Origin of the sequence: Amaricoccus sp. W119 (assembly GCF_047275745.1) — a bacterium.
Taxonomy (GTDB): Bacteria; Pseudomonadota; Alphaproteobacteria; order Rhodobacterales; family Rhodobacteraceae; genus Amaricoccus.
This window is the reverse complement of record NZ_JBKQWU010000007.1, coordinates 48,077-70,923: the sequence shown is the minus strand read 5'-3', so window position 1 is coordinate 70,923 and position 22,847 is coordinate 48,077. Positions and strand designations below refer to the sequence as shown.

23 protein-coding genes are annotated in these 22,847 nt (G+C 69.1%); 8 read left to right on the top strand and 15 right to left on the bottom strand.

The genetic code is table 11. The features are described from left to right. Positions 1 to 10: 10 nt before the first annotated feature. Both ACLJK8_RS06380 and ACLJK8_RS06375 read right to left on the bottom strand, forming a co-directional pair. On the bottom strand, positions 11 to 1,666 hold the full coding sequence (locus tag ACLJK8_RS06380; protein WP_413149269.1) for a sensor histidine kinase: 1,656 nt from the start codon (positions 1,664 to 1,666) through the stop codon (positions 11 to 13). Positions 1,667 to 1,853: 187 nt separating this feature from the next. After that, on the bottom strand, positions 1,854 to 4,091 hold the full coding sequence (locus tag ACLJK8_RS06375; RefSeq protein WP_413149268.1) for a primosomal protein N': 2,238 nt from the start codon (positions 4,089 to 4,091) through the stop codon (positions 1,854 to 1,856). 172 nt (positions 4,092 to 4,263) lie between these two features. Between ACLJK8_RS06375 and ACLJK8_RS06370 the strand changes: the two genes are divergently transcribed. Beyond that, positions 4,264 to 4,983: a DUF484 family protein gene (locus ACLJK8_RS06370; RefSeq protein ID WP_413149267.1), complete on the top strand. Its 720-nt coding sequence runs from the start codon at positions 4,264 to 4,266 to the stop codon at positions 4,981 to 4,983. A 56-nt stretch (positions 4,984 to 5,039) separates the two neighbouring features. After that, positions 5,040 to 6,047 (top strand): tyrosine recombinase XerC, encoded by a 1,008-nt coding sequence (locus ACLJK8_RS06365; protein ID WP_413149312.1) that lies wholly within the window; start codon positions 5,040 to 5,042, stop codon positions 6,045 to 6,047. Here the strand turns inward: ACLJK8_RS06365 and ACLJK8_RS06360 are convergent. Further along, positions 6,028 to 6,261, bottom strand: a complete 234-nt coding sequence (locus ACLJK8_RS06360; RefSeq protein WP_413149266.1) for a hypothetical protein — start codon at positions 6,259 to 6,261, stop codon at positions 6,028 to 6,030. The genes ACLJK8_RS06365 and ACLJK8_RS06360 overlap by 20 nt on opposite strands. A 154-nt stretch (positions 6,262 to 6,415) precedes the next feature. On the opposite strand from ACLJK8_RS06360, the gene ACLJK8_RS06355 reads away from it, so the two are divergent. Then, on the top strand, positions 6,416 to 7,474 hold the full coding sequence (locus ACLJK8_RS06355; protein ID WP_413149265.1) for a LacI family DNA-binding transcriptional regulator: 1,059 nt from the start codon (positions 6,416 to 6,418) through the stop codon (positions 7,472 to 7,474). 84 nt (positions 7,475 to 7,558) lie between these two features. Here the strand turns inward: ACLJK8_RS06355 and ACLJK8_RS06350 are convergent, their stop codons facing one another. After that, positions 7,559 to 9,160 (bottom strand): glucan biosynthesis protein, encoded by a 1,602-nt coding sequence (locus tag ACLJK8_RS06350; protein WP_413149264.1) that lies wholly within the window; start codon positions 9,158 to 9,160, stop codon positions 7,559 to 7,561. Positions 9,161 to 9,272: 112 nt separating this feature from the next. On the opposite strand from ACLJK8_RS06350, the gene ACLJK8_RS06345 reads away from it, so the two are divergent. Next, a complete protein-coding gene (locus tag ACLJK8_RS06345) occupies positions 9,273 to 9,596 on the top strand; it encodes a YnfA family protein (protein WP_413149263.1) in 324 nt (107 codons plus the stop codon). A 4-nt stretch (positions 9,597 to 9,600) separates the two neighbouring features. Here the strand turns inward: ACLJK8_RS06345 and ACLJK8_RS06340 are convergent, their stop codons facing one another. Continuing rightward, positions 9,601 to 10,161 (bottom strand): CoxG family protein, encoded by a 561-nt coding sequence (locus tag ACLJK8_RS06340; protein WP_413149262.1) that lies wholly within the window; start codon positions 10,159 to 10,161, stop codon positions 9,601 to 9,603. Positions 10,162 to 10,299: 138 nt separating this feature from the next. On the opposite strand from ACLJK8_RS06340, the gene ACLJK8_RS06335 reads away from it, so the two are divergent. Both ACLJK8_RS06335 and ACLJK8_RS06330 read left to right on the top strand, forming a co-directional pair. Continuing rightward, the gene (locus ACLJK8_RS06335; protein ID WP_413149261.1) at positions 10,300 to 10,596 is read left to right on the top strand and encodes a DUF2282 domain-containing protein; all 297 of its coding nucleotides are present in this window, start codon (positions 10,300 to 10,302) and stop codon (positions 10,594 to 10,596) included. A gap of 168 nt (positions 10,597 to 10,764) precedes the next feature. Beyond that, positions 10,765 to 11,259 carry a disulfide bond formation protein B gene (locus ACLJK8_RS06330; protein ID WP_413149260.1) on the top strand — a complete coding sequence of 165 codons (495 nt, stop codon included), beginning with the start codon at positions 10,765 to 10,767 and terminating at the stop codon, positions 11,257 to 11,259. On the opposite strand, the gene ACLJK8_RS06325 is transcribed toward ACLJK8_RS06330, so the two are convergent. The 9 genes from ACLJK8_RS06325 to ACLJK8_RS06285 all read right to left on the bottom strand — a co-directional run bounded on the left by ACLJK8_RS06325 (position 11,232) and on the right by ACLJK8_RS06285 (position 19,988). Continuing rightward, positions 11,232 to 11,819, bottom strand: coding sequence for an HNH endonuclease (locus tag ACLJK8_RS06325; protein ID WP_413149259.1), 588 nt, complete (start codon positions 11,817 to 11,819; stop codon positions 11,232 to 11,234). The genes ACLJK8_RS06330 and ACLJK8_RS06325 overlap by 28 nt on opposite strands. Positions 11,820 to 11,979: 160 nt before the next feature. After that, positions 11,980 to 12,666: an alpha/beta hydrolase gene (locus tag ACLJK8_RS06320; protein ID WP_413149258.1), complete on the bottom strand. Its 687-nt coding sequence runs from the start codon at positions 12,664 to 12,666 to the stop codon at positions 11,980 to 11,982. Continuing rightward, positions 12,663 to 13,292 carry a DNA-3-methyladenine glycosylase family protein gene (locus ACLJK8_RS06315; protein ID WP_413149311.1) on the bottom strand — a complete coding sequence of 210 codons (630 nt, stop codon included), beginning with the start codon at positions 13,290 to 13,292 and terminating at the stop codon, positions 12,663 to 12,665. The genes ACLJK8_RS06320 and ACLJK8_RS06315 overlap by 4 nt, the downstream gene beginning before the upstream one ends. 89 nt (positions 13,293 to 13,381) lie before the next feature. Beyond that, positions 13,382 to 13,981, bottom strand: coding sequence for an N-acetyltransferase family protein (locus ACLJK8_RS06310; protein ID WP_413149257.1), 600 nt, complete (start codon positions 13,979 to 13,981; stop codon positions 13,382 to 13,384). A 118-nt stretch (positions 13,982 to 14,099) separates the two neighbouring features. Next, the gene (locus ACLJK8_RS06305; RefSeq protein ID WP_413149256.1) at positions 14,100 to 15,056 is read right to left on the bottom strand and encodes an ABC transporter permease; all 957 of its coding nucleotides are present in this window, start codon (positions 15,054 to 15,056) and stop codon (positions 14,100 to 14,102) included. After that, a complete protein-coding gene (locus ACLJK8_RS06300; protein ID WP_413149255.1) occupies positions 15,049 to 16,059 on the bottom strand; it encodes an ABC transporter permease in 1,011 nt (336 codons plus the stop codon). The genes ACLJK8_RS06305 and ACLJK8_RS06300 overlap by 8 nt, the downstream gene beginning before the upstream one ends. Positions 16,060 to 16,215: 156 nt before the next feature. Continuing rightward, positions 16,216 to 17,913, bottom strand: coding sequence for a peptide ABC transporter substrate-binding protein (locus tag ACLJK8_RS06295; protein ID WP_413149254.1), 1,698 nt, complete (start codon positions 17,911 to 17,913; stop codon positions 16,216 to 16,218). A gap of 52 nt (positions 17,914 to 17,965) precedes the next feature. After that, entirely contained in the window at positions 17,966 to 18,970 is a 1,005-nt protein-coding gene (locus tag ACLJK8_RS06290) for an ABC transporter ATP-binding protein (protein WP_413149253.1), read from the bottom strand. Continuing rightward, a complete protein-coding gene (locus ACLJK8_RS06285) occupies positions 18,963 to 19,988 on the bottom strand; it encodes an ABC transporter ATP-binding protein (RefSeq protein ID WP_413149252.1) in 1,026 nt (341 codons plus the stop codon). The genes ACLJK8_RS06290 and ACLJK8_RS06285 overlap by 8 nt, the downstream gene beginning before the upstream one ends. A gap of 458 nt (positions 19,989 to 20,446) precedes the next feature. Between ACLJK8_RS06285 and ACLJK8_RS06280 the strand changes: the two genes are divergently transcribed. Both ACLJK8_RS06280 and ACLJK8_RS06275 read left to right on the top strand, forming a co-directional pair. Continuing rightward, positions 20,447 to 21,640: a M20 aminoacylase family protein gene (locus tag ACLJK8_RS06280; RefSeq protein ID WP_413149251.1), complete on the top strand. Its 1,194-nt coding sequence runs from the start codon at positions 20,447 to 20,449 to the stop codon at positions 21,638 to 21,640. Positions 21,641 to 21,726: 86 nt separating this feature from the next. Further along, entirely contained in the window at positions 21,727 to 22,098 is a 372-nt protein-coding gene (locus tag ACLJK8_RS06275; protein ID WP_413149250.1) for an SHOCT domain-containing protein, read from the top strand. Between the two features lie 18 nt (positions 22,099 to 22,116). Here the strand turns inward: ACLJK8_RS06275 and ACLJK8_RS06270 are convergent, their stop codons facing one another. Further along, positions 22,117 to 22,845, bottom strand: a complete 729-nt coding sequence (locus tag ACLJK8_RS06270; RefSeq protein ID WP_413149249.1) for a peptidase — start codon at positions 22,843 to 22,845, stop codon at positions 22,117 to 22,119. Between the last annotated feature and the right edge of the window lie 2 nt (positions 22,846 to 22,847).

Genomic DNA, 22,847 nt, shown 5'->3' with positions numbered 1-22,847 from the left:
GTCCAGAACTTCACGCGCGAAGCGGCTCCGGGCTCGGCGCGGCGCGCGACAGCGCCAGCGGCACCTCGATCCAGAAGCAGGAACCCTGCCCCGCCGCGCCGGAAAGCCCGATGCGCCCGCCCATCCGCGCGACGATCTCCGAGGAAATCGCGAGCCCGAGCCCCGAACCGCCGTGGCGCCGCGCCGCGATGCTCTCCACCTGCTCGTAGGGTCGGAAGATCCGTTCCCGCGCCTCGGGCGGGACGCCCGAACCGGTGTCCTCGACCTCGATCCGCGTAAGGCCGCCCGGTGTCTCGTAGACATGGACGGTCACGCGCCCGTCGTCGGTGAACTTGAGCGCGTTGCCGACCAGATTGGTCAGGACCTGCCGCAGCCCCTGCCGCTGGCCCAGCCGGGGCGCCGGTCCCCCGGCCATGTCGAGCGAAAGGACGAGGCCGCTGGCGAAGGGCAGGAAGCGTGCCTCGGCGAGCACCTCCTCGATCAGCGCGCGCAGATCGAACTCCACGATCTCGGCCTCGCCGCCGTTCTCAAGCCGGGAGAAATCGAGGATGCGGTTGGTCACGTCGAGCAGATGGAAGCCCGAGCTTCGGATGATCTCGACATTGGCGCGTGTCCCGGGATCAAGCCGGCCGGCGAGCACGACGCTCGCCATGCCGATCACCCCGTTGAGCGGCGTGCGGACCTCGTGGCTGACGGTGGCGAGAAGCCGGGTCTTCGCCGCGTCCGCCGCGCGGGCGCGCTCCGTCATCTCGACGAGCCGGGCTGTGCGCTGCTCGACACGGACTTCCAGCTCGGCCTTGCGCGCCGCGACTTCCTCGAGCGCGTCGAGCCGGTCACGGTTGACCACATGCACGAACTGCGATGTGGCGACGAGGAGGTTGAGATAGAGCGTGCTGAGCAGGAACACCGGCGAGAGTACGTCGAAACCGGCATCGCGCAGCACGAGATAGAGGACCGCGTGCGAGGCGACGAGCGCGATCGCCGCGCCGTCGAGCGAACGCCGCTGCATCGCGACCCAGAGGCAGAAGGGGATCGAGAGCACCAGCGCGGCCCCGGCGGTGACCTCGGCCCCGGTCGCCGTGAGGACATAGGCGAGGATGCCCGTCAGGACCCCGCCGAGCGCCATGATCGGCACGATGGGCCCGGGATGCGCCACGACCTCGCTCCACTCCCGCGCGTTGGCGATCACGGGAAAGACGGTGATGATCCCCAGCGGTTCGAAAAGCGCGATCACCGCGACGAAGCGCCAGGGCCGTTCCAGCGTGATCCAGCCGACGGCGGCGGCGAGCAGGGCGACGGCGGCGACGACCGTGATGAAGATCGTCGCGCCCGCGAGGAACACGAAGAGATCGCTCGTGCGCGAGCGGGTCGTCCGTCGCGCGCTCAGCGCCTTCATCGCCGGGCCCGCGACGAGGGCGGCGAGCCCATGCGAGAGAGCGAGCGTGACCGCGTGGTCGATCGGCAGGTCCGCGAGCGGCACCGCGACGATGAAGCCGAGCGCCGCCGCCGCCGCCCCCGCCGGGCCGAGCCGAAGACCCGCCGCGAGCGCGACACCGGCGGACGGGATCGCACCGGCGACGGGCCCGTGTCCGAACCCGAGCAGCCGCATCGAGGTCACGAGCGTTGCGACCGCCAGCGTGACGCCGATGAGGGGAAGAACAGGCAACTGTCGCAACTTCGGCTCCGCCCTGGGAATGGTTTCAGTGCCAATCAACGGTTCAGCACGTCCGGGGACTGGTGAGCCGGGGTCTGCGAATGCGAGACTAAAGTCGTAGGACATGACACGGCAAAGCCGCGCACCTGTCAAGTGTGTCCACGACCATCCCTACACCAATACCGCGAATGACGTCGCGTCAGAAGAAGCTCTGCGGGTCGATGTCGACGCTGATCCGGACATTGGTCGGCGGATTCACGCCGACCACCCAGGCCTGGATGGCCTGCTGGATCGGGACGCCCTTCGCCGCCTTCACGAGCAGCCGCGCGCGCCAGCGGCCGCGGATACGGGCGATCGGCGCGGGCGCCGGTCCATAGACCTCCGCCCCGAGCCCGCGGAGCCTGTCGATGTCGCGGCCGAGCGCGCGGGCGACCTCCCAGGTCCGGGTCTCGTCCGGGCCGGTCACGATGATCCCGGCCATCCTTCCATAGGGCGGCGCGCCCGCGAGCCGGCGCTGCTCCGCCTCGGCGCGCCAGAAACCCTCGTCGTCGTTGGCGAGAATCGCCTCGATCGCCGGATGCTCCGGCAGATGCGTCTGGATAAGCGCGAGCCCCGGCCGCTCCGCCCTTCCCGCGCGACCGGCGACCTGACGGATCAGCTGGAAGGTCTTCTCCGCCGCGCGCAGATCGCCGCCCTGAAGCCCGAGATCGGCGTCGATCACGCCGACGAGCGTCAGATGCGGGAAGTTGTGGCCCTTCGAGACGATCTGCGTGCCGATCACCAGATCGGCGCCGCCTCCGGCGATCTCGTCGATCCGCGCCTTGAGCCCCGCCGGACCCTCGGCGAGATCGGAGGACAGGATCGCACGCCGCGCCTCGGGCCAGAGCTGCTCCGCCTCCTCGGCGATCCGCTCGACCCCGGGACCGAGCGCGGTCATCCTGCCCTCCACGTCGCAGGAAGGACAGCGGAGCGGGATCGGGCGGGTCGCGCCGCATTGATGGCAGACGAGACGGCCGCGAAACCGGTGCTCGACCATGCGCGCGTCACAGGTGTCGCAGCCGACCTGATAGCCGCAGGCGCGGCAGATGGTGAGCGGCGCGTAGCCCCGGCGGTTGAGAAACAGCAGGACCTGTTCGCCCTGCCCCAGCCGCTCGGTCACCGCCCGCTCCAGCGGCCCGGAGATGAAGCGCCCCGGATCGGGCGCATGGGAGCGCAGATCGACCGCCGCCATTTCCGGAAGCCGCGCGACACCGAACCGCTCGGGCAGTTCGAGGCGCGCGTATTTCCCCGCCTCGGCATTCGCCCAGGTCTCGAGCGAGGGCGTCGCGGAGGCGAGCACCACCGCCGCCTTCTCGATCGAGGCCCGGAGCACGGCCATGTCCCGGGCGTGATAGAGCACGCCCTCCTCCTGCTTGTAGGAGTGGTCGTGCTCCTCATCGACGACGACGAGGCCGAGATCGGCGAAGGGCAGGAACAGCGCGGAACGCGCGCCGACAACCAGTTGCGCCGCTCCCGCCGCCACCGCCGTCCAGCCCCGGCGGCGGTTCGCCTGCGTCACGCCCGAATGCCACTCGACTGGCCGCGCCCCGAACCGTGCCTCGACCCGGTCGAGAAACTCGACCGAGAGCGCGATCTCGGGGAGAAGCACCAGTGCCTGCCGCCCCAGCGACAGCGCCTCGGCCACCGCTTCGAGATAGACCTCGGTCTTTCCCGAGCCGGTCACACCCTTCAGGAGCGTGGTCGAATAGTCGCGCGTCGCAACCCGCTCCCGCAGCACGGCGGCGGCGGCGGCCTGCGCGGGGGAGAGATCCCGCGGCGGCGCGCCGGGATCGAGCCGGGCAAAGGGCTGGTCCCGCGTCACGATCTCACGCCGGATCACCCCGGCCTTCTCGAGCCCGGTGACGACCCCGTGCGAAACGCCGGCGAGCGCCGCGAGTTCGCCCGGTGCGAAGCCCAGGCTGCCGTATTCCGCGAAAGCCGCGAGCACCCGCGCCCGCGCCTCGGTCATCCGCTCCGGCACGGCCTCGGTCAGACGCAGGAGCGGACGGGAGGACGGCGGCTCGCCGAGACCGGGCGCCCGGCTCGCGAGGCGCAGCATATGCGTGAGCGGGGTCAGCGTGTAATCCGCCGCGCGGGTCAGGAATTCCCGCATCTCCGCCCGCATCGGCGTCACCTCGAGCAGGTGGGCGATGTCGCGGAGCTTCTCGGCCGGAAAGCCGCCCAATCCCGGCCCCCAGACCACGCCCAGCACCCGGCGCGGGCCGAGCGGAACGGCGACGAAATCGCCGGGCGAGACGCCGCCTTCCGGCGCGCGGTAGTCGAGAAACCGGTCAAGCCCCTCCGCCGTCAGCACGGCGACGGGCGCGCCCCGGGCGAACTCGCGCGCGGCGGATGGCGCGTCGAAGAGGTCGGGCTGAGGCGGATTGAGTTGTTCCATCGCCGACCAGTCTTGGGCTATCATCGCGGCAAATCACAAGGCCGAAGGTCACCGGGGCCGAAGGGCCGTCAGAGCGAGAGAGCAGTCCCATGGGAGAATATGACCGCGCGGCGTTCCGCCGTGTTCCACCGTGCCATTCCGCGCGCCGGGCGTCCGACACCGGAGCCGCGCTGTGAGCGCCGCCACCGAGGAGGCGGTGAGCCTCCTGCGGGACCAGATCCTCGCCGATCCGGCGATCGTGCTCGAGGACGATCAGGTGATGCGGGCGCTCCTCGCCGCCGACCGCCGCGCGCAGGGGCGCAATATCGTGGATCTGCGCGGCGTGCTGGTGGACCGGCTCGAGGAACGGCTGGACCGGCTCGAGGACACGCACCGCGAGGTGCTGGCGGCGGCCTATGAGAATGTCGCGGGCACGAACCAGGTGCACCGGGCCTGTCTCGCGCTCCTGGAGGCGGAGGATTTCGAGAGCTTCCTGACGGTGCTGACCCGAGACGTCGCGATGATCCTCGGCGTCGAGGTGATCCGCCTCGGGCTCGAGGCTCCGGCCGCGCCCGCCGGATCGAGCCTTGGCCCGGAGGGGCCGCTCCGCGACGTCATGGTCGCGCTGCCCCGCGGCGGCGTCGACGCCTATGTGCGCCAGGGCCGCGGCCTCGGGCCCCGCCGCGTCACGCTGCGTCATTCGCGGCCCGAGGACACCGCCATCTTCGGCGCGCAGGCCGCCGAGATCCGCTCGGAAGCCGTGCTGAAGCTCGACCTCGGCCAGAGCAACCTCGGGGGTCTCCTCGTGCTCGGCGCCGCGGACGGGCACCGGTTCCACCCGGATCAGGGGACCGACCTGCTGGGCTTTCTCGCAGGCGTCTTCGAACGGGTGATGCGCCGCTGGCTCTCGTGAGCGCGCGCGCCGCCTCCGCGCGGGACCGTCCCGCGCCCTCCGAGGGGGCGGTCGCCTTGCTCGAGGAGTGGCTCGCGCGGATGAGCGCGGTGCGCGGCGCCAGTCCGCGCACCATCACCGCTTACCGGCGCGATGTCGCGGGCTATCTCGGGTTTCTCGCGCTGCATGAGGGCGGGCCGATGGGCGCGGAGGCGCTGGGCCGCGTGGCGGTGCCGGACCTGCGCGCCTGGATGGCGGCGGAGCGGGCGCGCGGGCTCTCGGCGCGATCGCTCGCCCGGGCGCTCTCGGCGGTGAAGAGCTTCCATTCCTGGCTCGCCGAGGCGCGCGGCGCGCCGGCGCCCGCCGTCTCGGCGACCCGCGGTCCCCGGACGAAACCGCGCCTGCCCCGCCCCGTCGCGCCCGGCGCGGCGAAGGCCCTCCTCTCGGCGGTCGAGGATCTGGCGTCCGAACCCTGGATCGCGGCGCGCGACCTCGCCGTGGTCACGCTCCTCTACGCCGGGGGCCTGCGCATCTCCGAGGCGCTGGCGCTGCGCCAGTGCGACGCGCCCTTGCCCGAGGTGTTGCGCGTGCGCGGCAAGGGCGGGCGCGAACGGCTGGTCCCGGTGCTGCCGGTGGCCGCGCGGGCGGTCGAGGACTATCGCGCGCTGCTGCCCTTCGCCCCCGGGCCCGAGGCGCCGCTCTTTCTCGGCGCGCGCGGCGGCGCGCTGAACCCGCGACTGGTGCAGAAGGCGATGCAGACCGCGCGGGCCGCGCTCGGCCTGCCGGCGACCGCGACGCCCCATGCGCTGCGCCATTCCTTCGCCACGCATCTGCTCGAGGCTGGCGGCGATCTCCGCACGATTCAGGAGCTGCTCGGCCATGCCTCGCTCGCGACGACGCAGGTCTATACCGGCGTGGATCAGGCCCGGCTGATGGAAGTCTACGAGCGCGCCCATCCGAAGGCGCGCGAGTCGCGTGAGCGCAAGTCCGGGGCGTGCGAGTCCGGTTCGACCGAAGCTGGGGCGCGCGTAGCTGGCACGGGCGATCCCGCGCCGCGCGATCCGGTCAGCGGGCGAGGCCGCTGAGGAGCACCCCGTCGACTTTCACCGTGCGTCCCGACTCATCCCCGGCGTCACACGCGGCGCCGATGTCATCCAGCATCCGTGCGCCGAGCCCGCGCATCCGCGCCTCCTCGCGCCGCGCGGCCCGCCCGGCCGCGAGCCGCCGCCAAAGCGCCCCGATCGGCTCCGACGGCCGCGAGGCGGCACCGGCGTTCCCCGCCGTTGATACCATACTCATGGCAATCTCCTTGATTTGTACCGGTTCATATCAAACTTGTACCGGTTCAAAATACGACATGGCGGCTGCGAGTCAAGACTGAATTTAACCGGTTCAAGAGCGGCACCGCACACCGCCCTTGAACGCGAGCCCGGGGGATGCAATTCAACAGGGGATGGAACGCAGCGCGCGACTGATCGACGTGGCCGAATCCGCCGGGGTCTCCAAGGCCACGGTCTCGAATGTCTTCAACCGCCCGGAACTGGTCCGCGAGGAGGTCCGCGCGCGTGTGCTCGCCGCCGCCAAGGCGATCGGCTACGCCGGCCCGGACCCCCGCGGGCGAATGCTGAGCGCCGGGCGGGTCAATGCGATCGGCGTCGCGACCGGCGAGCCCCTGTCCTATTTCTTCGACGACCCCTACGCGCGCCTGATGATGACCGGCATCACCGAGGTCTGCGACGCCGAGGGGATCGGGGTCTCGCTGATCTCCGCGGCGACCGAGAGCGAATCCGTCTGGAACATCCGCAGCGCCCTCGTGGACGCGCTCGTGCTGTTCTGTCTCGACGACGCGGAACGGCTGATCGCCTCCTCACGGGAACGCCGCCTGCCCTTCGTGGCGCTGGCCTTCGGCGAGGCGGACGAGACCGCGCCCGCCGTGGGCATAGACGACGCGCTCGGCGCGCGCCTCGCCGCGCGGCATCTCGTGGAGCTCGGGCACCGCCGGTTCGGCGTGCTGGCGATGGAGTTCCGCGACGGCGGCGAGGGGCTGGTCACGCCCGAACGGGTGCGCGCGGCGCGCTATCTCTCCACGCGGGATCGTCTGGATGGCTATCTCGAAGTGCTGGCGGGCGCTGGCATCGATCCGGGCTCGGTTCCGGTCTACGAGACGCGCACCGACACGGCCTCGGTCGGGCGCGGGCTCGACACGCTCTTCGCGGCGGAGCACCCGCCGACCGCCATCCTCGCACAGTCGGACCGGATCGCGATGGTGGCGCTCGACTGGTTCGCCGCGCGAGGGATCGACGTGCCGGGCGCGGTCTCGATCGTGGGCTATGACGGCGTTCCGGAGAGCGCGCTGTCATCGCCGCCGCTCACCACCGTGCTGCAGCCGATCCGCGACATCGGCCGCCGCGCCGTCCGGATGATCCTCGACCGCCCGAACGAGACGCTGCGCGAGACGCTTCCGGTGGAGCTTCTCGTCCGCGGCTCCACCGCCGCGCCGCCAGAGCGGTGACAGCCGCCGCGCGCCGACCGCGCGGCGCGAGACAGGCCGGTGTCACGGGTCAGGGTCGCCGGGCCGGCGTCACGGGGACAGGTATCAGGCGTGGGAAGCGAGAAGCTCGCGCATCTGCGACGGGAAGACCTGATAGAGCCAGGTCTCGCTCATCGCCTTGCCATCGTGCTGGACGAACATCCGCAGGTCGATCGGCGAATTGTCCTCGCTCTCCGGCCCGAGGTCGAGGTCGAACATCACGCGCCAGCCTTCCTGCGTCGCGATCGGATAGGCGACCGTCAGGCCGATCGTCCCCCGGCTCGCCTCCACCTTCGCCTCGACGCCGCTCGTCCGGTCGAGCCCCTCGAAGCCCCTGCCGTCGAGATCGCAGACGAACTTGACCGTGTTCGCCGGCCGGGGCTGGCCCGGAACGCCGCCCGCGCCGATCCGGGTCGCGGTGAACTGCGCCACCGCCGGCGCCGGGCTCGCCTCGACCCAGTTGAGCTTGTAGGCGATATCGAATTCCGTCCCCGCCGTCGCGGGCTGCGCCGGCCGCCAGAAGGCGACGATATTGTCGTGGATCTCGTCATTGGTCGAAAGCTCGACCAGCGTGACCGCGCCCTGGCCCCAGTCGCCCTTCGGCTCGACCCAGACCGTGGCGCGCTTCTCGTAGAAGACGCCGTCGTCCTCGTATTCGCTGAAGGACCGCTCGCGCTGGGCGAGGCCGAAGCCCTTCACGCCATCGGCGCCGAAGCTGTTCGTCATCGCATAGGGCGGGTTGTTGAGCGGCCGCCAGATCCGCTCGCCACCGCCGGTCAGGATCTCGAGACCGTCGCTGTCATGAACTTCCGGGCGCCAGTCCGGGGCGACGAAACCGTTGTTCTTGCCGTACCAGAACATCGAGGTCAGCGGCGCGATGCCGAGCCGGTCGATGTCGCCGCGCAGGAAGATGTTGGCATCGACATCCTGGAAGATGCCATCGTCGCGATGCGAGACGATGCGATAGGCGCCGGTCACCCGCGGACTTTCCATCAGCGCATAGGCGATGATCCCGCCCGCGGGAGCCTTTTCGAGCCAGAAGCGCGTGAACCGGGGAAATTCCTCGGGGGTCGGCGCGCCGGCGTCGATCGCAAGCCCTCGCACCGACATGCCGAACTGGCCGACATAGCCCGCCGTGCGCCAGTAGGAAGCGCCGAGGAAGGCCATCCAGTCGTCCTTCTGCTCGCCGTCCATCACCCGGAAGCCGGCGAAGCCCGTACCCGCGCCGAGGTTGCGCGCGGGATGGTCCCCGGGCATCTCGAAGAGGTCGGTGGTGAAGGGGATCTCGCGCGCCTGGCCGCCGTCGACCACGTAGATCCTGACCGGCTCCTTGAAATAGCGGCCGGGATGGAAGAAACGGACCTTGGAGGCCTCGCCGTCCTCGCCCCAGAGCGTGTCCTCGGAACGATAGATGATCTGCTGGTGGAGATCGTAGTCGATCGCTTCGAGGATCTGCGCGTCGGCCGCCGGCACCGCGGCCGGGGCGAAGGGCTGGGCCGCGAGATCGCGCGCCATGCCCCGGAGGATGTCGAAGGAGAAGGGTTCGGCCGGACCGCTCGCCAGTTCCGCCACGCCCTGCGCCGAGGCGACGCGGGGCAGGAGGAAGAAGGCGCCGGAGGCGAGCGCTGCGGCCAGCGTGTCGCGGCGGGTGACGGGCGCGAATGTCAAGGAACCGTTCTCCTGCTATGGGGCGACACTCCCCGAAGGCCGCCGCTTCTCGTTGCGGCATACATGCTAACCGGGGGGCGAACCGCCCTCAAGGGCAATGGAAAACCGACCGATGCGAGACTTTGCGATCTATGCTCTCGCCGCCCTCGCCGAAATCGGCGGCTGTTTCGCGTTCTGGGCCTGGGCCCGGCTCGGGCGGAGCGCGCTCTGGCTCCTGCCCGGGATGGTGTCGCTCGCGCTCTTCGCCTGGGCGCTGACCTTCATCACGACGGCCGCCGCCGGGCGCGCCTACGCGGCCTACGGCGGGGTCTATGTGGCAAGCTCGCTGCTCTGGCTCTGGCTCGCCGAGGGCGTGCGTCCCGACCGTTCCGACCTCGCGGGCGGGCTGATCGTCCTCGCGGGCGCGGGCGTGATCCTGTTCGGACCGCGCGGCTGAGATCTCAGGCTTCGCCCTGGAAGACCCGGCGCAGCCAGCCGCGCTTCTCCTCCGCCGTGCCGTCGCTCATGCCCCCGCCCTCGACGACGCGCTGGAAGTTCTCGAAGAACCGCTCCGCCATCTTCTTGGCGAAAGTGTCGAGCAACCGCCCGCCGAGCCTGGCGAGCCGCCCCTCGACATGCGCGGTCACATCGTAGTCGAGCCGCGTACCGCCCGCCTCCGTCGCGGTGAGCGTCACATCGGCGCCGCCGCGCGCGCTGCCCGAGTTGGCGCCCTTGCCGTGACAGACGAGCCGGTAGGCCCGCCCCGGCCGCACGTCCTCGAGCTCGACCCTGCCGTTGAAGCTCGCGCCGACCGGGCCGATGCGCTGGCTGACCCGCGCCTCGAAGCCGTTCTCGACATCGCCCTCCATCGAGTCGCAGCCGGGAATGCTGGCGCGCAGCACCTCGGGGTCGATCAGCGCCGCCCAGACCCGCTCCGGCGCGGCGCCGATCACGCGCGAGCCCCGCATTTCCATCCGCATTCCTCCGATCGTCGCCGAGATCCCGCCTCCAGCCTTCGGCATATAGGAGCATTCTTCGCCGTCGGGGAGTGGCGAGCGCCCCCGCGCATCGGTCTCGCGCGTCGGCCTTGCGCCTCGGCCGCGCAGCGCCCGATACTGCGCGGGCGGAGATTGTGTCGAGCAGGAACAGGAGAGGCGCGGATGCGTATCGGACAAGTCGCTCTGGTGATGGCACTCGCGGCCGGCGCGGCGGCGGCGCAGCAGCCGGCGGATGACGGGCAGGAAGGACCGAGCGAGAAGTGCTTCGGCGTCGCCCCCGCCGGGCAGAACGACGGGGTCGGCACGGGCGAGAACGCGGGCCGCTCGACCGTGGATTATCAGGGCGACGCCTGGGTCGCGGTGCCGCGCGGCACCTGCCAGACGATGACGCTCCCGGCGCAGGCGGATGGCACGCCGAGGCGGGGCGCGATCCGGCCGCTCGATCGCGATCAGGGCTGAACGCCCCAGCGTCGATGCGAAACGGCCCGCCCCGGTCCGGGCCGCTCCGGCCGCGATCACACCGTCGCGCGCCTGGCCGACCGGCCTTGACCATCCCGCGCCGCTGTGGTGGCTCTGGCCTCCGGAGCGGGGACGAGCGTGGGTGGTCAGCATATGGGAAGCCGGCATATGGAGACGATTCCGATGGATCGGGCGCTGGCGCTCGCCGCCGTCGCCGGCGCGGGCTCCGCCGCGCTCCTCATCGGCGCTTTCGCCTTCCAGTATATCGGCGGGCTCGCCCCGTGCGATCTCTGCCTGCTGCAGCGGTGGCCGCATGCCGTGGCCGTCCTCTGCGCCCTCGCCTTCCTCGTCGTCCCGAACCGCATCCTCGCTGCGATCGCCGCGATCGCGGTCGCGGTCGGCGCGGGGATCGCGGTCTATCACGTCGGCGTCGAAGAGGCCTGGTGGACGGGTCCGACGAGCTGCACGGCGCCGGAGCCGGGCGCCCTCTCGGCGGGCGACCTGATGACCCAGATCCTGGAAACCCCGGTCGTTCTCTGCGACCAGATCGCCTGGAGCCTCGGGGGAATATCGATGCCCGGGTGGAACGCGATCCTCTCCGGCGTCCTCGCGCTCACCTGGCTCGGCGCGGCGCGTCACGCCTCGAGTTCGGCGTCCCAGTAGAGGTAATCCATCCAGCTCTCGTGCAGATGGTTCGGCGGGAACTTCCGCCCGGTATTGCGCAGTTCCTCCGGCGACGGGCGCAGGGGACGGCGGCGCAGTGTCATGCCGGCCTGGCGCAGGGTCTTGGAGCCCTTGTGGAGATTGCAGGGACCGCAGGAGGCGACGACGTTCTCCCAGGTGGTGCGGCCTCCCTTGGAGCGGGGGGTCACATGGTCGAAGGTCAGGTGGTCCTTGGCACCGCAATACTGGCAGGTGAATTCATCGCGAAGAAAGAGATTGAAACGGGTGAAGGCCGAGGTTCTGGCCGGCCTCACGTAGTCCCTGAGAACCACCACCGAGGGTATCCGGATCTCCACGGTGGGCGAGTGGACCACCGTGTCATATTCCGCCAGCACCATCACGCGGTCGAGGATCGCAGCCTTGATCGCCTCCTGCCATGGCCACAGGGACAGCGGCAGATAGGAGAGCGGTCGGAAATCGGCGTTCAGGACCAGTGCGGGATGATCGCGCAACCCCGTGGGATTGCGGATAAAGCTGGGCGTATGAGTGCTTTGCAGCATGAATACATCCCTTGCGCGGACCTGGTCCCCGCCCCGCCGGATGCACGGCGCATGCCCAAGCCCCTCTCGAACTATATCTCGCCAGCGAAGGCTGACAAGCCTCAAGATACCGACCCCTCGCGCGGGGCCGGGCGCAGAATATCGCGTGGGATAGACGAAATTATGACGGCGCGCCGGCGGCGGCGAAGCGGTCGCGGATGAAGCCGAGCGCGAGGCCGAGCCCGTCCGGTGCTATTCCGTGTGCGGTGCCGCGAGACACATGGGCATAGGTCTCGACCCCCGCGGTGACGAGCGCGTCCGCGGCTTCCTTCAGGCTCTCGAAGGGCACGACCGGGTCCTGATCGCCATGGATCAGCAGGACTGGCGGCTTGCTCCGGATCTCGGATTCGAGCGTGGCGGGCCGGAGCAGGCGGCCGGAGAATCCGACGATCCCCGCGAGCGGCGCCGCGCGGCGCAGCCCGACCTGAAGCGCCATCATCGTCCCCTGGCTGAAACCGAGGAGCACGGTCCGTTCCGGCCCGATCCCGGTCTCGAGCGCGACCGCGTCGAGCCAGCCGTTGAGCGCCTGAAACGCCGCGTGCGCCGCGGCCTCGGCCGCGGCCTCGGGCGTGCCATCGAGCCACGGGATGGGAAACCACTGGAATCCCATCGGATTGTTGCGGCACCGTTCCGGCGCGTCCGGCGCGAGAAACATCGTGTCGGGCAGATGCGGCGCCAGCGGATCGGCGAGGCCGAGCAGATCCTCGGCATCGGCGCCATAGCCATGCAGGAAGATGACCAGGCTGTCCGCCTTCCCGTTCCGCGCGGCGCGCCGCTTCGTCGTCAGTCCGGCGATCCTCTCGCTCATCGCACCCCCTCGCGGTTGTTCACCACGCGGTAATAGGCCCAGAGCAGGCGGGCCGCAACCGCGCGCCAGGGCGACCAGTCGAGGCTCATCGCGCGCAGTTCGGGCTCGCTCGGTCGCGTCTCGAGGTCGAAGAGCACCCGCGCGGCGTCGCGAAGCGCGAGATCGCCCGGCGCGAAGACATCGGCGCGTCCGAGGCTGAACATCACATAGATCTCCGCGGTCCAGACCCCGATCCCCTTGATGCGCACCAGTTCGGCGACGACATCCGCGTCGGGCATGGTCCTGAGCGCCGCGAAATCGACGCCGCTCTCCGCGATCGCGCGCGCGTAGGAGATCTTCTGTCGCGACAGGCCGCAGCCGCGCAGATCCTCGTCCGTGAGGCCGGAGAGCCGCTCCGGCTCATGCGCGCCGAGTGCCTCGACCCGCCCCCAGATAGCGGTCGCCGAGGCTGTGGAGACCTGCTGGCTCACGATCGCGGAAAACAAGGTGGCGAACCCGTCGGAGCGGCGGCGGAGCGGGAGCGGGCCGGTCATCTCCAGCGCCCGCGCGAACCGCGGCTCGTGCACGGAGAGCCAGGCCGCTCCCTCGGCGACATCCGCCTCCGTCTCTATGATCCGGCCGATCATGCTGAACATCCCCCGGTTTCTTCGCCTCCCCAGATACCCCGTCGGGCGGGGCGATGGAACAAGGGAAGAACAGGGGCGGCCCGGCGCGCTCAACTGGCCTCGCGGAAGAGCCCCTGGGTCCGGCGCTGGAGATAGGCGCGACGGAGGGTCGCGACGTCGAAGTCGATCTCGATCTCGTCGCCCTCCGTGCGGATCTCGGCGCCGCTGGCGCGGCCGAGCGCCACCATCGACGTGTTGTCCGCCAGCGTGTAGGCCTTGAGCCGCGTCACGCCGCGCGGTGCGAGAAGAAATCCGGCTGTCCGCGTCAGCCAGGCGCCAAGACCCCGGCGGCGAAGGCTCTCGTCGACCGAGACGGCGATTTCCGCCGTGTCGCCATCGATGGCCACCTCCGCGACCGCGCGTACCGGACCGGGACGCAGCGGCGGCGAGGCCCAGAGCAGGCCGTCCTGGGCGATCAGCACGAGATCGACCCGGTCCCAGAGACCCGTCGCGTGGCGGCACAGGCCCGCGTCGCTCAGCGCGCCGCGAAACCGCAGGCGCTGGTCGAGTTGCGACAGCCGCCGCAGGTGATCCAGCACGAGGTCGGCATCGGCCGACCGGCCGAGACGAAAGCCGAGGCCTGCATGGCCCGGGCACGGCATCGGCATCGGATGGCCGATGAAGCTGATGTTTGGCATTCCATAAGGCATGGTGCTCACCGTGGTTCGCGGGAATGATCCCACTTTCCATGCTGCATTGCACAATAAACGATTGCGAGGCTAATCAAACCCCTGTCAGCGCGGCGCGAGCGTTGCCATAATGCCACAGTCATGCGCGGCCGCGCATGCGGGGATCGAGCGCGTCGCGGAGCCCGTCGCCCATGTAGTTGACGCTGAGCACGGTGAGCGAGATCGCGAGGCCGGGCCAGATCACCCGGCTCGGGTTGAGCGCCATGAAATTCGATCCGTCGAAGAGCAGCCGCCCCCATGTGGGAAAATCCGAAGGAAAGCCAAGGCCCAGAAAGGAGAGCGCGCTTTCCGTGATGATCGCATTGGCAATGCCGAGCGTCGCCGAGACCATGATCGGCGACAGCACGTTCGGCAGGATGTGGCGCAGGATGATCCGCCGGTCCGGCGTGCCGATCGAGCGGGCCGCCAGCACGAACTCCCGCTCCTTCAGCGCCAGTACGTCGCCGCGCACGATCCGCGCGGTCTGCATCCAGGAGGTCGCGCCGATGATGGTGACGACGAGCAGGAAGATCCCGGTCTCCGGGCCGAAAGCGGAGCGCAGGGAATCGCGAAAGAGCAGGATCACGACGAGGAGCAGCGGCAGGATCGGCAGCGCGAGGAAGAGGTCCGTCACCCGCATCAGCACGCCGTCGAGCCGACGGTAGTAGCCGGCCAGCACGCCGACCAGCGTCCCGAGCAGCAGCGCCAGCGCCATGGCGGTAAAGCCCACGGCGAGCGAGATGCGCCCGCCCTGGATGATGCCGGCGAAGGTGTCGCGGCCAATGTTGTCGGTGCCCATCGGATGGGCGAGCGAGGGCAAGGCGTTGCGGGCGCGCACGTCGATATGGGTGGGATCGACCGGGTGGAGGACCGGTCCGAAGACAACGATGAAGATGATCATCGCGAAGACGATCGCGCCCGCCACCGCGCCCTTGTGCTGGCGGAACTGGTACCAGACGTCGTTCCAGAGCCCCCGCTCCGGCGTCTCGATCCCGTCCCCGCCGCCCGGTTCGGCGGAGTTGACCGTCACGGGATCAGGCATGGCGGGATCAGTCATAGCGAATCCTCGGGTCCAGCATCCCGTAGAGCAGATCGGCGATCAGGTTGAAGAGCACGATCAGGACGGCGAAGAGGAAGGTCAGCGTCTGCACGAGCGGGATGTCGGCGCCCTGGATGCCGGTGATGAGCAACTGGCCGAGCCCGTTCACCCGGAAGATCTGCTCGGTGATGATCGCGCCGCCGAAGATCTGCGGCACGCCGAGCGCGATCACCGTGACCACCGGAATGAGGCTGTTGCGCAGCACATGGACCATCACCACCACCCATTCGCGCATCCCCTTCGACCGGGCCGTCCGGACGTAATCCTGCGCGAGATTGTCGAGCATCGCGGCGCGCATGTAGCGACTGAGCTGCGCCGCGTTCAGCAGTGCGAGCACCGCGACCGGCATGATCATCTGCTTCACCTGCGCCCAGAAGCTCGGCAGATCGGTCACCCGGAGATTGGTGTCGTAGATCGACGGCAGCCAGCCGAGATTGACCGAGAAGACCATGATGAGCACGAGGCCGGTGAAGAAGGTCGGCACCGAATAGCCGATCATCGAGACGAAGGTGCCGATCTGGTCGAACCAGGAATACTGCCGATAGGCCGAGATGATGCCGATCGGGATCGCGATCAGAATGCCGACCAGATAGGACAGCCCGACCACCCAGAGCGTCTGCGGCAGCCGTTCCATGATCAGATCGACCACGGGAGAGCGCGTCTGCCAGCTCACCACGCGCACGCGGGGCGTGTCGGAAAAGCGGAGCCCGGTCCATTGCTCGATCGCGTGCAGCGGCTCGTTCACCATGAACTGGTAGAGCCACTTGAGGTAGCGGACGTGGAATGGCTGACCGAGGCCGAGGCTCTGCCGGATCTCCTCGCGCACCTCCTGCGGGATCGTCATCGGCAGGTTCGCCGTCGGATCGGTCGGGGCGAGATCGAGGATCAGGAAGATGATCAGGCTGATCGCGATCAGCGTCGGGACCGCGAACAGCAGACGCCGGATGGCATAGGCGAGCATGTGCCGGGAAATCCTCCGCGCTGGCGCCCCGCGGGCAGGGAATGAGTCTGACTGATCAGGTTCCGATTGGGCTGGCTCTCGATCCCGACCGGGCGCCAGAGGGCGTCCGGCGGTGATCCGGGGCGCGCGCTTCGCGCTCCCGCCTGTCGACCCCGCCTATTCGACCCGGTGCCAGTCGGCCGCGTTCCAGAGTTCGCTGTCGAAGGGATTGAGCGCGACGCCGCCGAGCGTGTTCGACTTCGCCGAGACGCGCCCGCGGTGAATGAGCGGAATGATCGCGGCGGAGTTCACGAACTTGTCGTTGAGCTTGATCGTGATCGCGGCGCGCTCCTCCTCACCGACCGTGGTCGCGAGTTCCGCCTTCAGCGCGTCGTATTCCGCGTCGCAATAGCGCGCGTGATTGCCGCCCTGCCAGCCGTTCGACTGGTTCGGGATCTCGGCGCAGACCCAGTCGCCGAGATACTTCTCGGCATCGGTGCCCTCGAAGTTGTTCGCATACATCTCGAGGTCGGCGTAGAATTTCTGGATGGTATCGGGCGAGCCCGGGTCTCCGCCGAAGAACACCGCCGGATCGATCTGGCGCAGCTCGACCTCGACGCCGATCTCGTTCCACCACTGTTTGATGAGCGCCTGCGCCGCCTGGCGGACCGAATTGACCGAGGTCTGGTAGAGGACCGACATCCGCACGCCGTCCTTCGCGCGTACGCCGTCGCCGCCCATCGCCCAGCCGGCGTCGTCCAGAAGCTGGTTGGCCTGATCCAGATCCTGCTTCAGGCACCAGTCGTTGTTGGGCGAGTCCTGAAACGCCGGCGCAGGCACGAGGTTGCAGGTCGGCCGGCCGGCCTCTCCATAGCCGGTCTCGACCAGGATCTCGCGGTCGATCGCGAGGCTCAATGCCTTCACGACATTCGGGTCGGTCAGGAAGGGATGCGGATGCGCGACGGTCGAGCGTTCATCGCCGAGGCCCGGATTCGGGTCGGTCTGGTTCACCATGATGCGCTCGACCAGCGTGCCGAAAGCCGAGATGATCTCGCCCTTCCCGGCCGCGGCCATCTGCGCGAGGATCTCCGGTTCCACCTGCGCGTTCCAGGCATAGTCGAATTCGCCGGTCTCGAGCACCGAGCGCGCCGCCGAAGCCGCGTCGCCGCCGCCCTTCAGCACCACGGTCGCGAAAGCGGGCTTCGCCGGATCGCGGTAATTCGGATTGGCCGCGAGCGTCACCACGTCGTTCGCCTTGAAATCCGTCACCACGAAGGGACCGGTGCCGACCGGCTTCGTGTTCGCCTCCGTGCAGGACGGCGCCGCGGTGCCGAGGCAGTTCGCGAATTGCGCCGCCTGGATGACCGGCGATTGCGCGCCGACGAAGGCGCTGTACGGGTAGGGTTTCGGCACTCCGAAGCTGATCTTGACGGTCTTCTCGTCAATCGCCTCGACATTGGTCACATCGGCGAAATAAGGCTCCTGCGCGCAGCCGCCGTTCTCGTCGGTACAGTATTTCCAGGTGAAGATCACATCCTCGGCTGTGACCGGCGTCCCGTCGGACCAGACGATGTCGGGTCTGATCTTCCAGGTCATCGATTTCAGATCCTCGGCGACGCCGCCGTTTTCGACCGTCGGGATCTCGGCGGCGACGTAAGGTACCAGACGCCCCTCGTTGTCGAAACGAGCCAGCGGCTCGATCACGAGGCTCGCGGCCTCGATATCCTTGGTGCCGCTCGACAGATACGGCGTCATGATCGAGATCGCCTGGAAATAGAGGATCCGGACCTCGCCATCGGAGCCGCGCTCGGCGTGGGCGGCGGAAGCCATCAGCGCGGCGGCGCCGGCGCCCGTCAGCATGTGTCGCAGTCTCATCTTGTTCCTCGTTTCCCCATGGTCTTCCGGGTCGGTGGTCAGGCGGGATCGTCTAGACGGCTTCAGGCGGCGGCCGTCCGGTCAGATGGCAGGCGACGCGCCTCCCCTGGCCGAGGTCGGAGAGCGCGGGCGTCTCGACGCCACAGCGGTCGAAGGCCTTCGGACAGCGGGTCCTGAAGGCGCAGCCGGAAGGCGGTCTGAGCGGGCTCGGCACATCTCCCTTGAGGATGATCCGTTCCCCGCGCCGGCCGCCGGCTTCCGGCACAGCCGAGAGGAGCGCCTCGGTATAGGGATGCAGCGGAAAGCCATAGATCGCTTCCCGCGGTCCGATCTCGACGATCTTGCCAAGATACATCACCGCCACCCTGTCGGCGAGATGTCTCACCATCGACAGATCGTGGCTGATGAAGAGATAGGTGAGACCGAAGGACGCGCGCAGATCCTCGAGCAGGTTCACGACCTGGGCCTGGATCGAGACGTCGAGCGCGGCGATCGGCTCGTCGCAGACCACGAAATCGGGATTGAGCGCCAGCGCCCTGGCGATTCCGATGCGCTGCCGCTGACCGCCGGAGAATTCATGCGGATAGCGGTTCGCGAAGCCGCGCACGAGGCCGACCGCGTCCATGAGCTCGAAGACCCGCGCCCGGCGTCCGGCCCTGCTCGGCCTCGTGTGCTCGTCGAGCGGCTCGGCGATGATCGAGGCGACGGTCATCCTGGGATTGAGGCTCGCCTGCGGGTCCTGGAAGATCATCTGCATCCGGGGCCGGATCGCCCGGAGCGCCTTGCCCGAGAGCCCGCCGATATCCTTGCCGTCCAGCTCGACCCGCCCGGCGGTCAGGTCGTAGAGCCTCAGGATCGCGCGGCCGACGGTCGACTTGCCGCAGCCGCTCTCGCCGACGAGGCCGAGCACCTCGCCCCGGGCGATCTCGAAATCGAGGTCATCGACCGCCTTGATCGTCCCTACCGGACGCCGCAGGAGCCCCCGCACGACCGGGAAATGCATCCGGAGCCCGCGGACGCGCAGCAGCGGGTGCCGGGGAGCGAGCGCGTCAAGCATCGGGCGGCACCACGCGGGGAAGATCGGTCCCGGCGTCCCACCAGCAGGCGACGTCATGCGCGGGATCGCCGGGATCGACGGCGATCCGGGGCGGATTTTCCACCCGGCAGCGGTCGAAGGCGTTCCGGCAGCGCGGCACGAACGGACAGGCGCTCGGCGGGGCGGAGAGCCGGGGCGGCTGCCCCGCGATCACCCGCAGACGACGGCGCCGCGGCCCCTCCGCGTTCGGCCGCGTCGCGAGCAGCGCGCGGGTATAGGGATGGCGCGGGTCCGCGAACAGCCGGCCGACCGGCCCGTGTTCGACCACCTGGCCCGCGTACATCACCATCACCCGGTCGGCGATCTCCGCGACGAGGTCGAGGTCATGGGTGATCCAGATGATCCCGGTGCCGAGCTTCGCCCGCAGTTCGCGCATCAGTTCGACGATCTGCGCCTGGATCGTCACGTCGAGCGCGGTCGTCGGTTCGTCGGCGATCACCACCTTGGGATCGCAGCTGAGCGAGATCGCGATCATCACGCGCTGGCGCATGCCGCCCGAGAACTGATGCGGGTAATCGTCGAGGCGCGACTCCGCTTCCGGGATGCCGACGAGGCGCAGCAGCTCCGCCGCCCGGACGCGGGCCGCCGCCTTCGAAAGACCCAGATGCGCCCGCAAGGGCTCCATGATCTGGAAACCGATGGTCAGCACCGGGTTGAGGCTCGTCATCGGGTCCTGGAAGACGAACCCGATTTCGCCGCCCCGGAGCGCGCGCAACTCCGCCTTCGACATCGTCCGGACATCCCGGCCGCGGTAGAGGACGCGGCCGCCCATGATCTTCGCCGGCGGGCTCGGCAGAAGGTCCATGACCGACATCATCGCCACGGACTTTCCCGATCCGCTCTCGCCCACGACGCCCAGGACCTCACCGGCGGCGATCGAGAAACTCACGCCGTTCACGGCGTAGACGCCCCCGTCGCGGGTCTGGAACATGGTTCTTAGGTCGGCGACGTCGAGGACGGGTTCGGTCCCGTCAAGCATCCATGAATTCCCCCGGATGTGTGATCCCGGCCCGTCTCGCGCGATCGCCCCGCTGAGACAGGGCGAGGTTACCTCCGGAGCCGACCATCCGACAACATGTAATCGTGTGCCTCATATTGAGCCATGCGATCCTGAGCGGCCTTGACGCGCGCCGACGGGCGGGGCGAAACTGACCGGGCAGACCCGGAACGGCCCATGACCGACATTCTCGTCTCCCGGACATTCTTGCCCACCCTATCATGCCGGCGCGCCAGATGATTTATCCGGCCCTTCCCGACGGACAGCTTCGCGTTTCGCAAGGGCGCGTCGCCGTCATCCGACGGCCGGCGCTCAGCGTCGCGAAACTACCGGCCCGCGACATCCATTTCTTTTCCGGGACCCCGCACACTGCTTCGCGCGGTCCCCGGTTGGAACACCTGCCGCCCAAGACGCGGCCCTGCTAGAAAGGCACGACAGCCATGCCCGTCCTGAACCGTTTCGCCGATCTCGCGGCGGATATCACCGTCTGGCGTCGCGACATCCACGAGAATCCCGAGCTTCTGTTCGACACCCATCGCACCAGCGCGCTGGTGGCGTCGAAGCTGCGCGAGTTCGGCTGCGACGAGGTGGTCGAGGGCATCGGCCGGACCGGCGTGGTCGGCGTGATCCGCGGCCGCGACACCGGCTCGGGCCGCGTGATCGGGCTTCGCGCCGACATGGACGCGCTGCCGATGACCGAGATCACCGGCCTCTCCTATGCCTCGAAGACGCCCGGCGCCATGCATGCCTGCGGGCACGACGGCCATACCGCGATGCTGCTCGGCGCCGCGCGCTACCTGACCGAGACGCGCAATTTCGACGGAACCGCCGTGGTGATCTTTCAGCCGGCCGAGGAAGGCGGCGGCGGCGGGCGCGAGATGGTCAATGACGGCATGATGGAGCGGTTCGGCATCCAGGAAGTCTACGGGATGCACAACTACCCCGGCCTCGCGGTCGGCGATTTCAGCATCCGCCCGGGGCCGATGATGGCCGCGGCCGACCATCTCACGATCCGGGTGACCGGCAAGGGCGCCCACGCGGCGCAGCCTCACAACGGCGTCGACACGGTCGTGGTCGCGAGCCAGATCGTGCTGGCGCTCCAGACACTCGTCTCGCGCGCGACCGACCCGCTCAAATCCGCGGTCGTCTCGATCACGAGCTTCCAGACCGACAGCCAGGCGTTCAACGTCATCCCCGGACAGGTCGAGTTGCGGGGCACGGTGCGCACGCTCGACACGGAGGTTCAGGACATGATCGAGGCCCGCCTCAAGACGCTCGTCGAAGGCGTGGCGGCGGCGCATGGGGCGAGCGCCGAGGTCGATTACCTCCGCAACTATCCCGTCACCCGCAACACCGAGGCCGAGACCGCCTTCGCCGCGCGCGTCGCCGCCGAGATCGTCGGCCCGGGGCGCGTCGATCCGGAGGGCGAGCCGATGATGGGGGCGGAGGATTTCTCCTTCATGCTGAACGCGCGCCCGGGTGCCTTCATCTTCGTCGGCAACGGCGATACCGCGAAGGTTCACCACCCGGCCTATGATTTCAACGACGAGCTCATCCCCTACGGCTGCTCCTACTGGGCCAAGCTGATCGAGACGGCGATGCCCGCCTCGACGCCTGTCTCCGAGCCCGCGTGACCGGCTGACGCAGATCAAGGCATGGGCGCGGCAAGGGCGCTAGAGCAGGATTGGGCGCGCGAGGGGCGCGGATCGGGAGATTGGCGATGGGTGATGGCTACGCGTTTTGGTACTTCCTGCTGAACCTGCTGACGATCTTCCTGTTCGTGATGTGGAGCTGGCTTCTCATCACCGTCTTCGCGGATCTGTTCCGGCGCCATGACATCACCGGTTTCGGCAAGGTGGTCTGGGTGATCGTGCTGATGCTGCTGCCGTTCCTCGGCGTGTTCTTCTACCTGCTGGACCAGGGCGACCGGATGGCCGAGCGCCAGCAGGCGCGCACGATGCAGGCCCGCGAAGATCTGCGCAGGTTTGTCGGCTATTCGACGGCGGACGAGTTGGAGAAGCTCGCGAAGCTCCGGGCGGCGGGCACGATCACGGAGGCGGAATACTCGCGGCTGCGCGCGCGGCTGCTCTGACCCCCGCGCCCGTGCGGGTCAGCCCGGCATGTTGATGAAGGCGTCGCGGAGCGCGCGGCTCCAGGCGTCGGACATGGCGGTGAAGGTCGGGTCGCCCGGCTCGATCCGCTCGCGGCCCGCGATCCGGTAGCTGTCGCGGCGTATGGTCACCAGATCGAGCGGCATGCCGACCGAAAGGTTCGAGCGCATGGTCGAATCCATCGACAGGAGCACCACCTTGCGCCCCTCCTCGATCGTGGTCTCGACGTTCACCACCCGGTCGAGGATCGGCTTGCCGTACTTGTGCTCGCCGATCTGGAAATAGGGCGTGTCCTCGGTCGCCTCGATGAAGTTGCCCTCGGCGTAGATCAGGAAAAGACGCACGTCGCCGCCCCGGCGCTGTCCGCCGACGATCATCGCGGCGGAGGGCTGCCGGCTGTCCATCCGCTTCATCTTCTCGCCGATCGAGGCGGTCACATCCGACAGGGCCTGGCCGATGATCTCGACCACGTCGAGCATCGTCTCGGCGAGCATGATCGAAGTCTTCGGCGAGGCATCGACGCTCTCGACCTCATGCCGGAGCTTCGAGATCACCGTCTGGGTGATCGAGAGGCTGCCCGCAGTCATGATGGTGATCACCCGGTCGCCCGGTTCCTCGAAGACGAACATCTTGCGATAGACGGAGATGTTGTCGAGGCCGGCGTTGGTCCGGGTGTCGGACATCATCACGATCCCCTCGTTCAACCGAAGGCCAACGCAATAGGTCATTC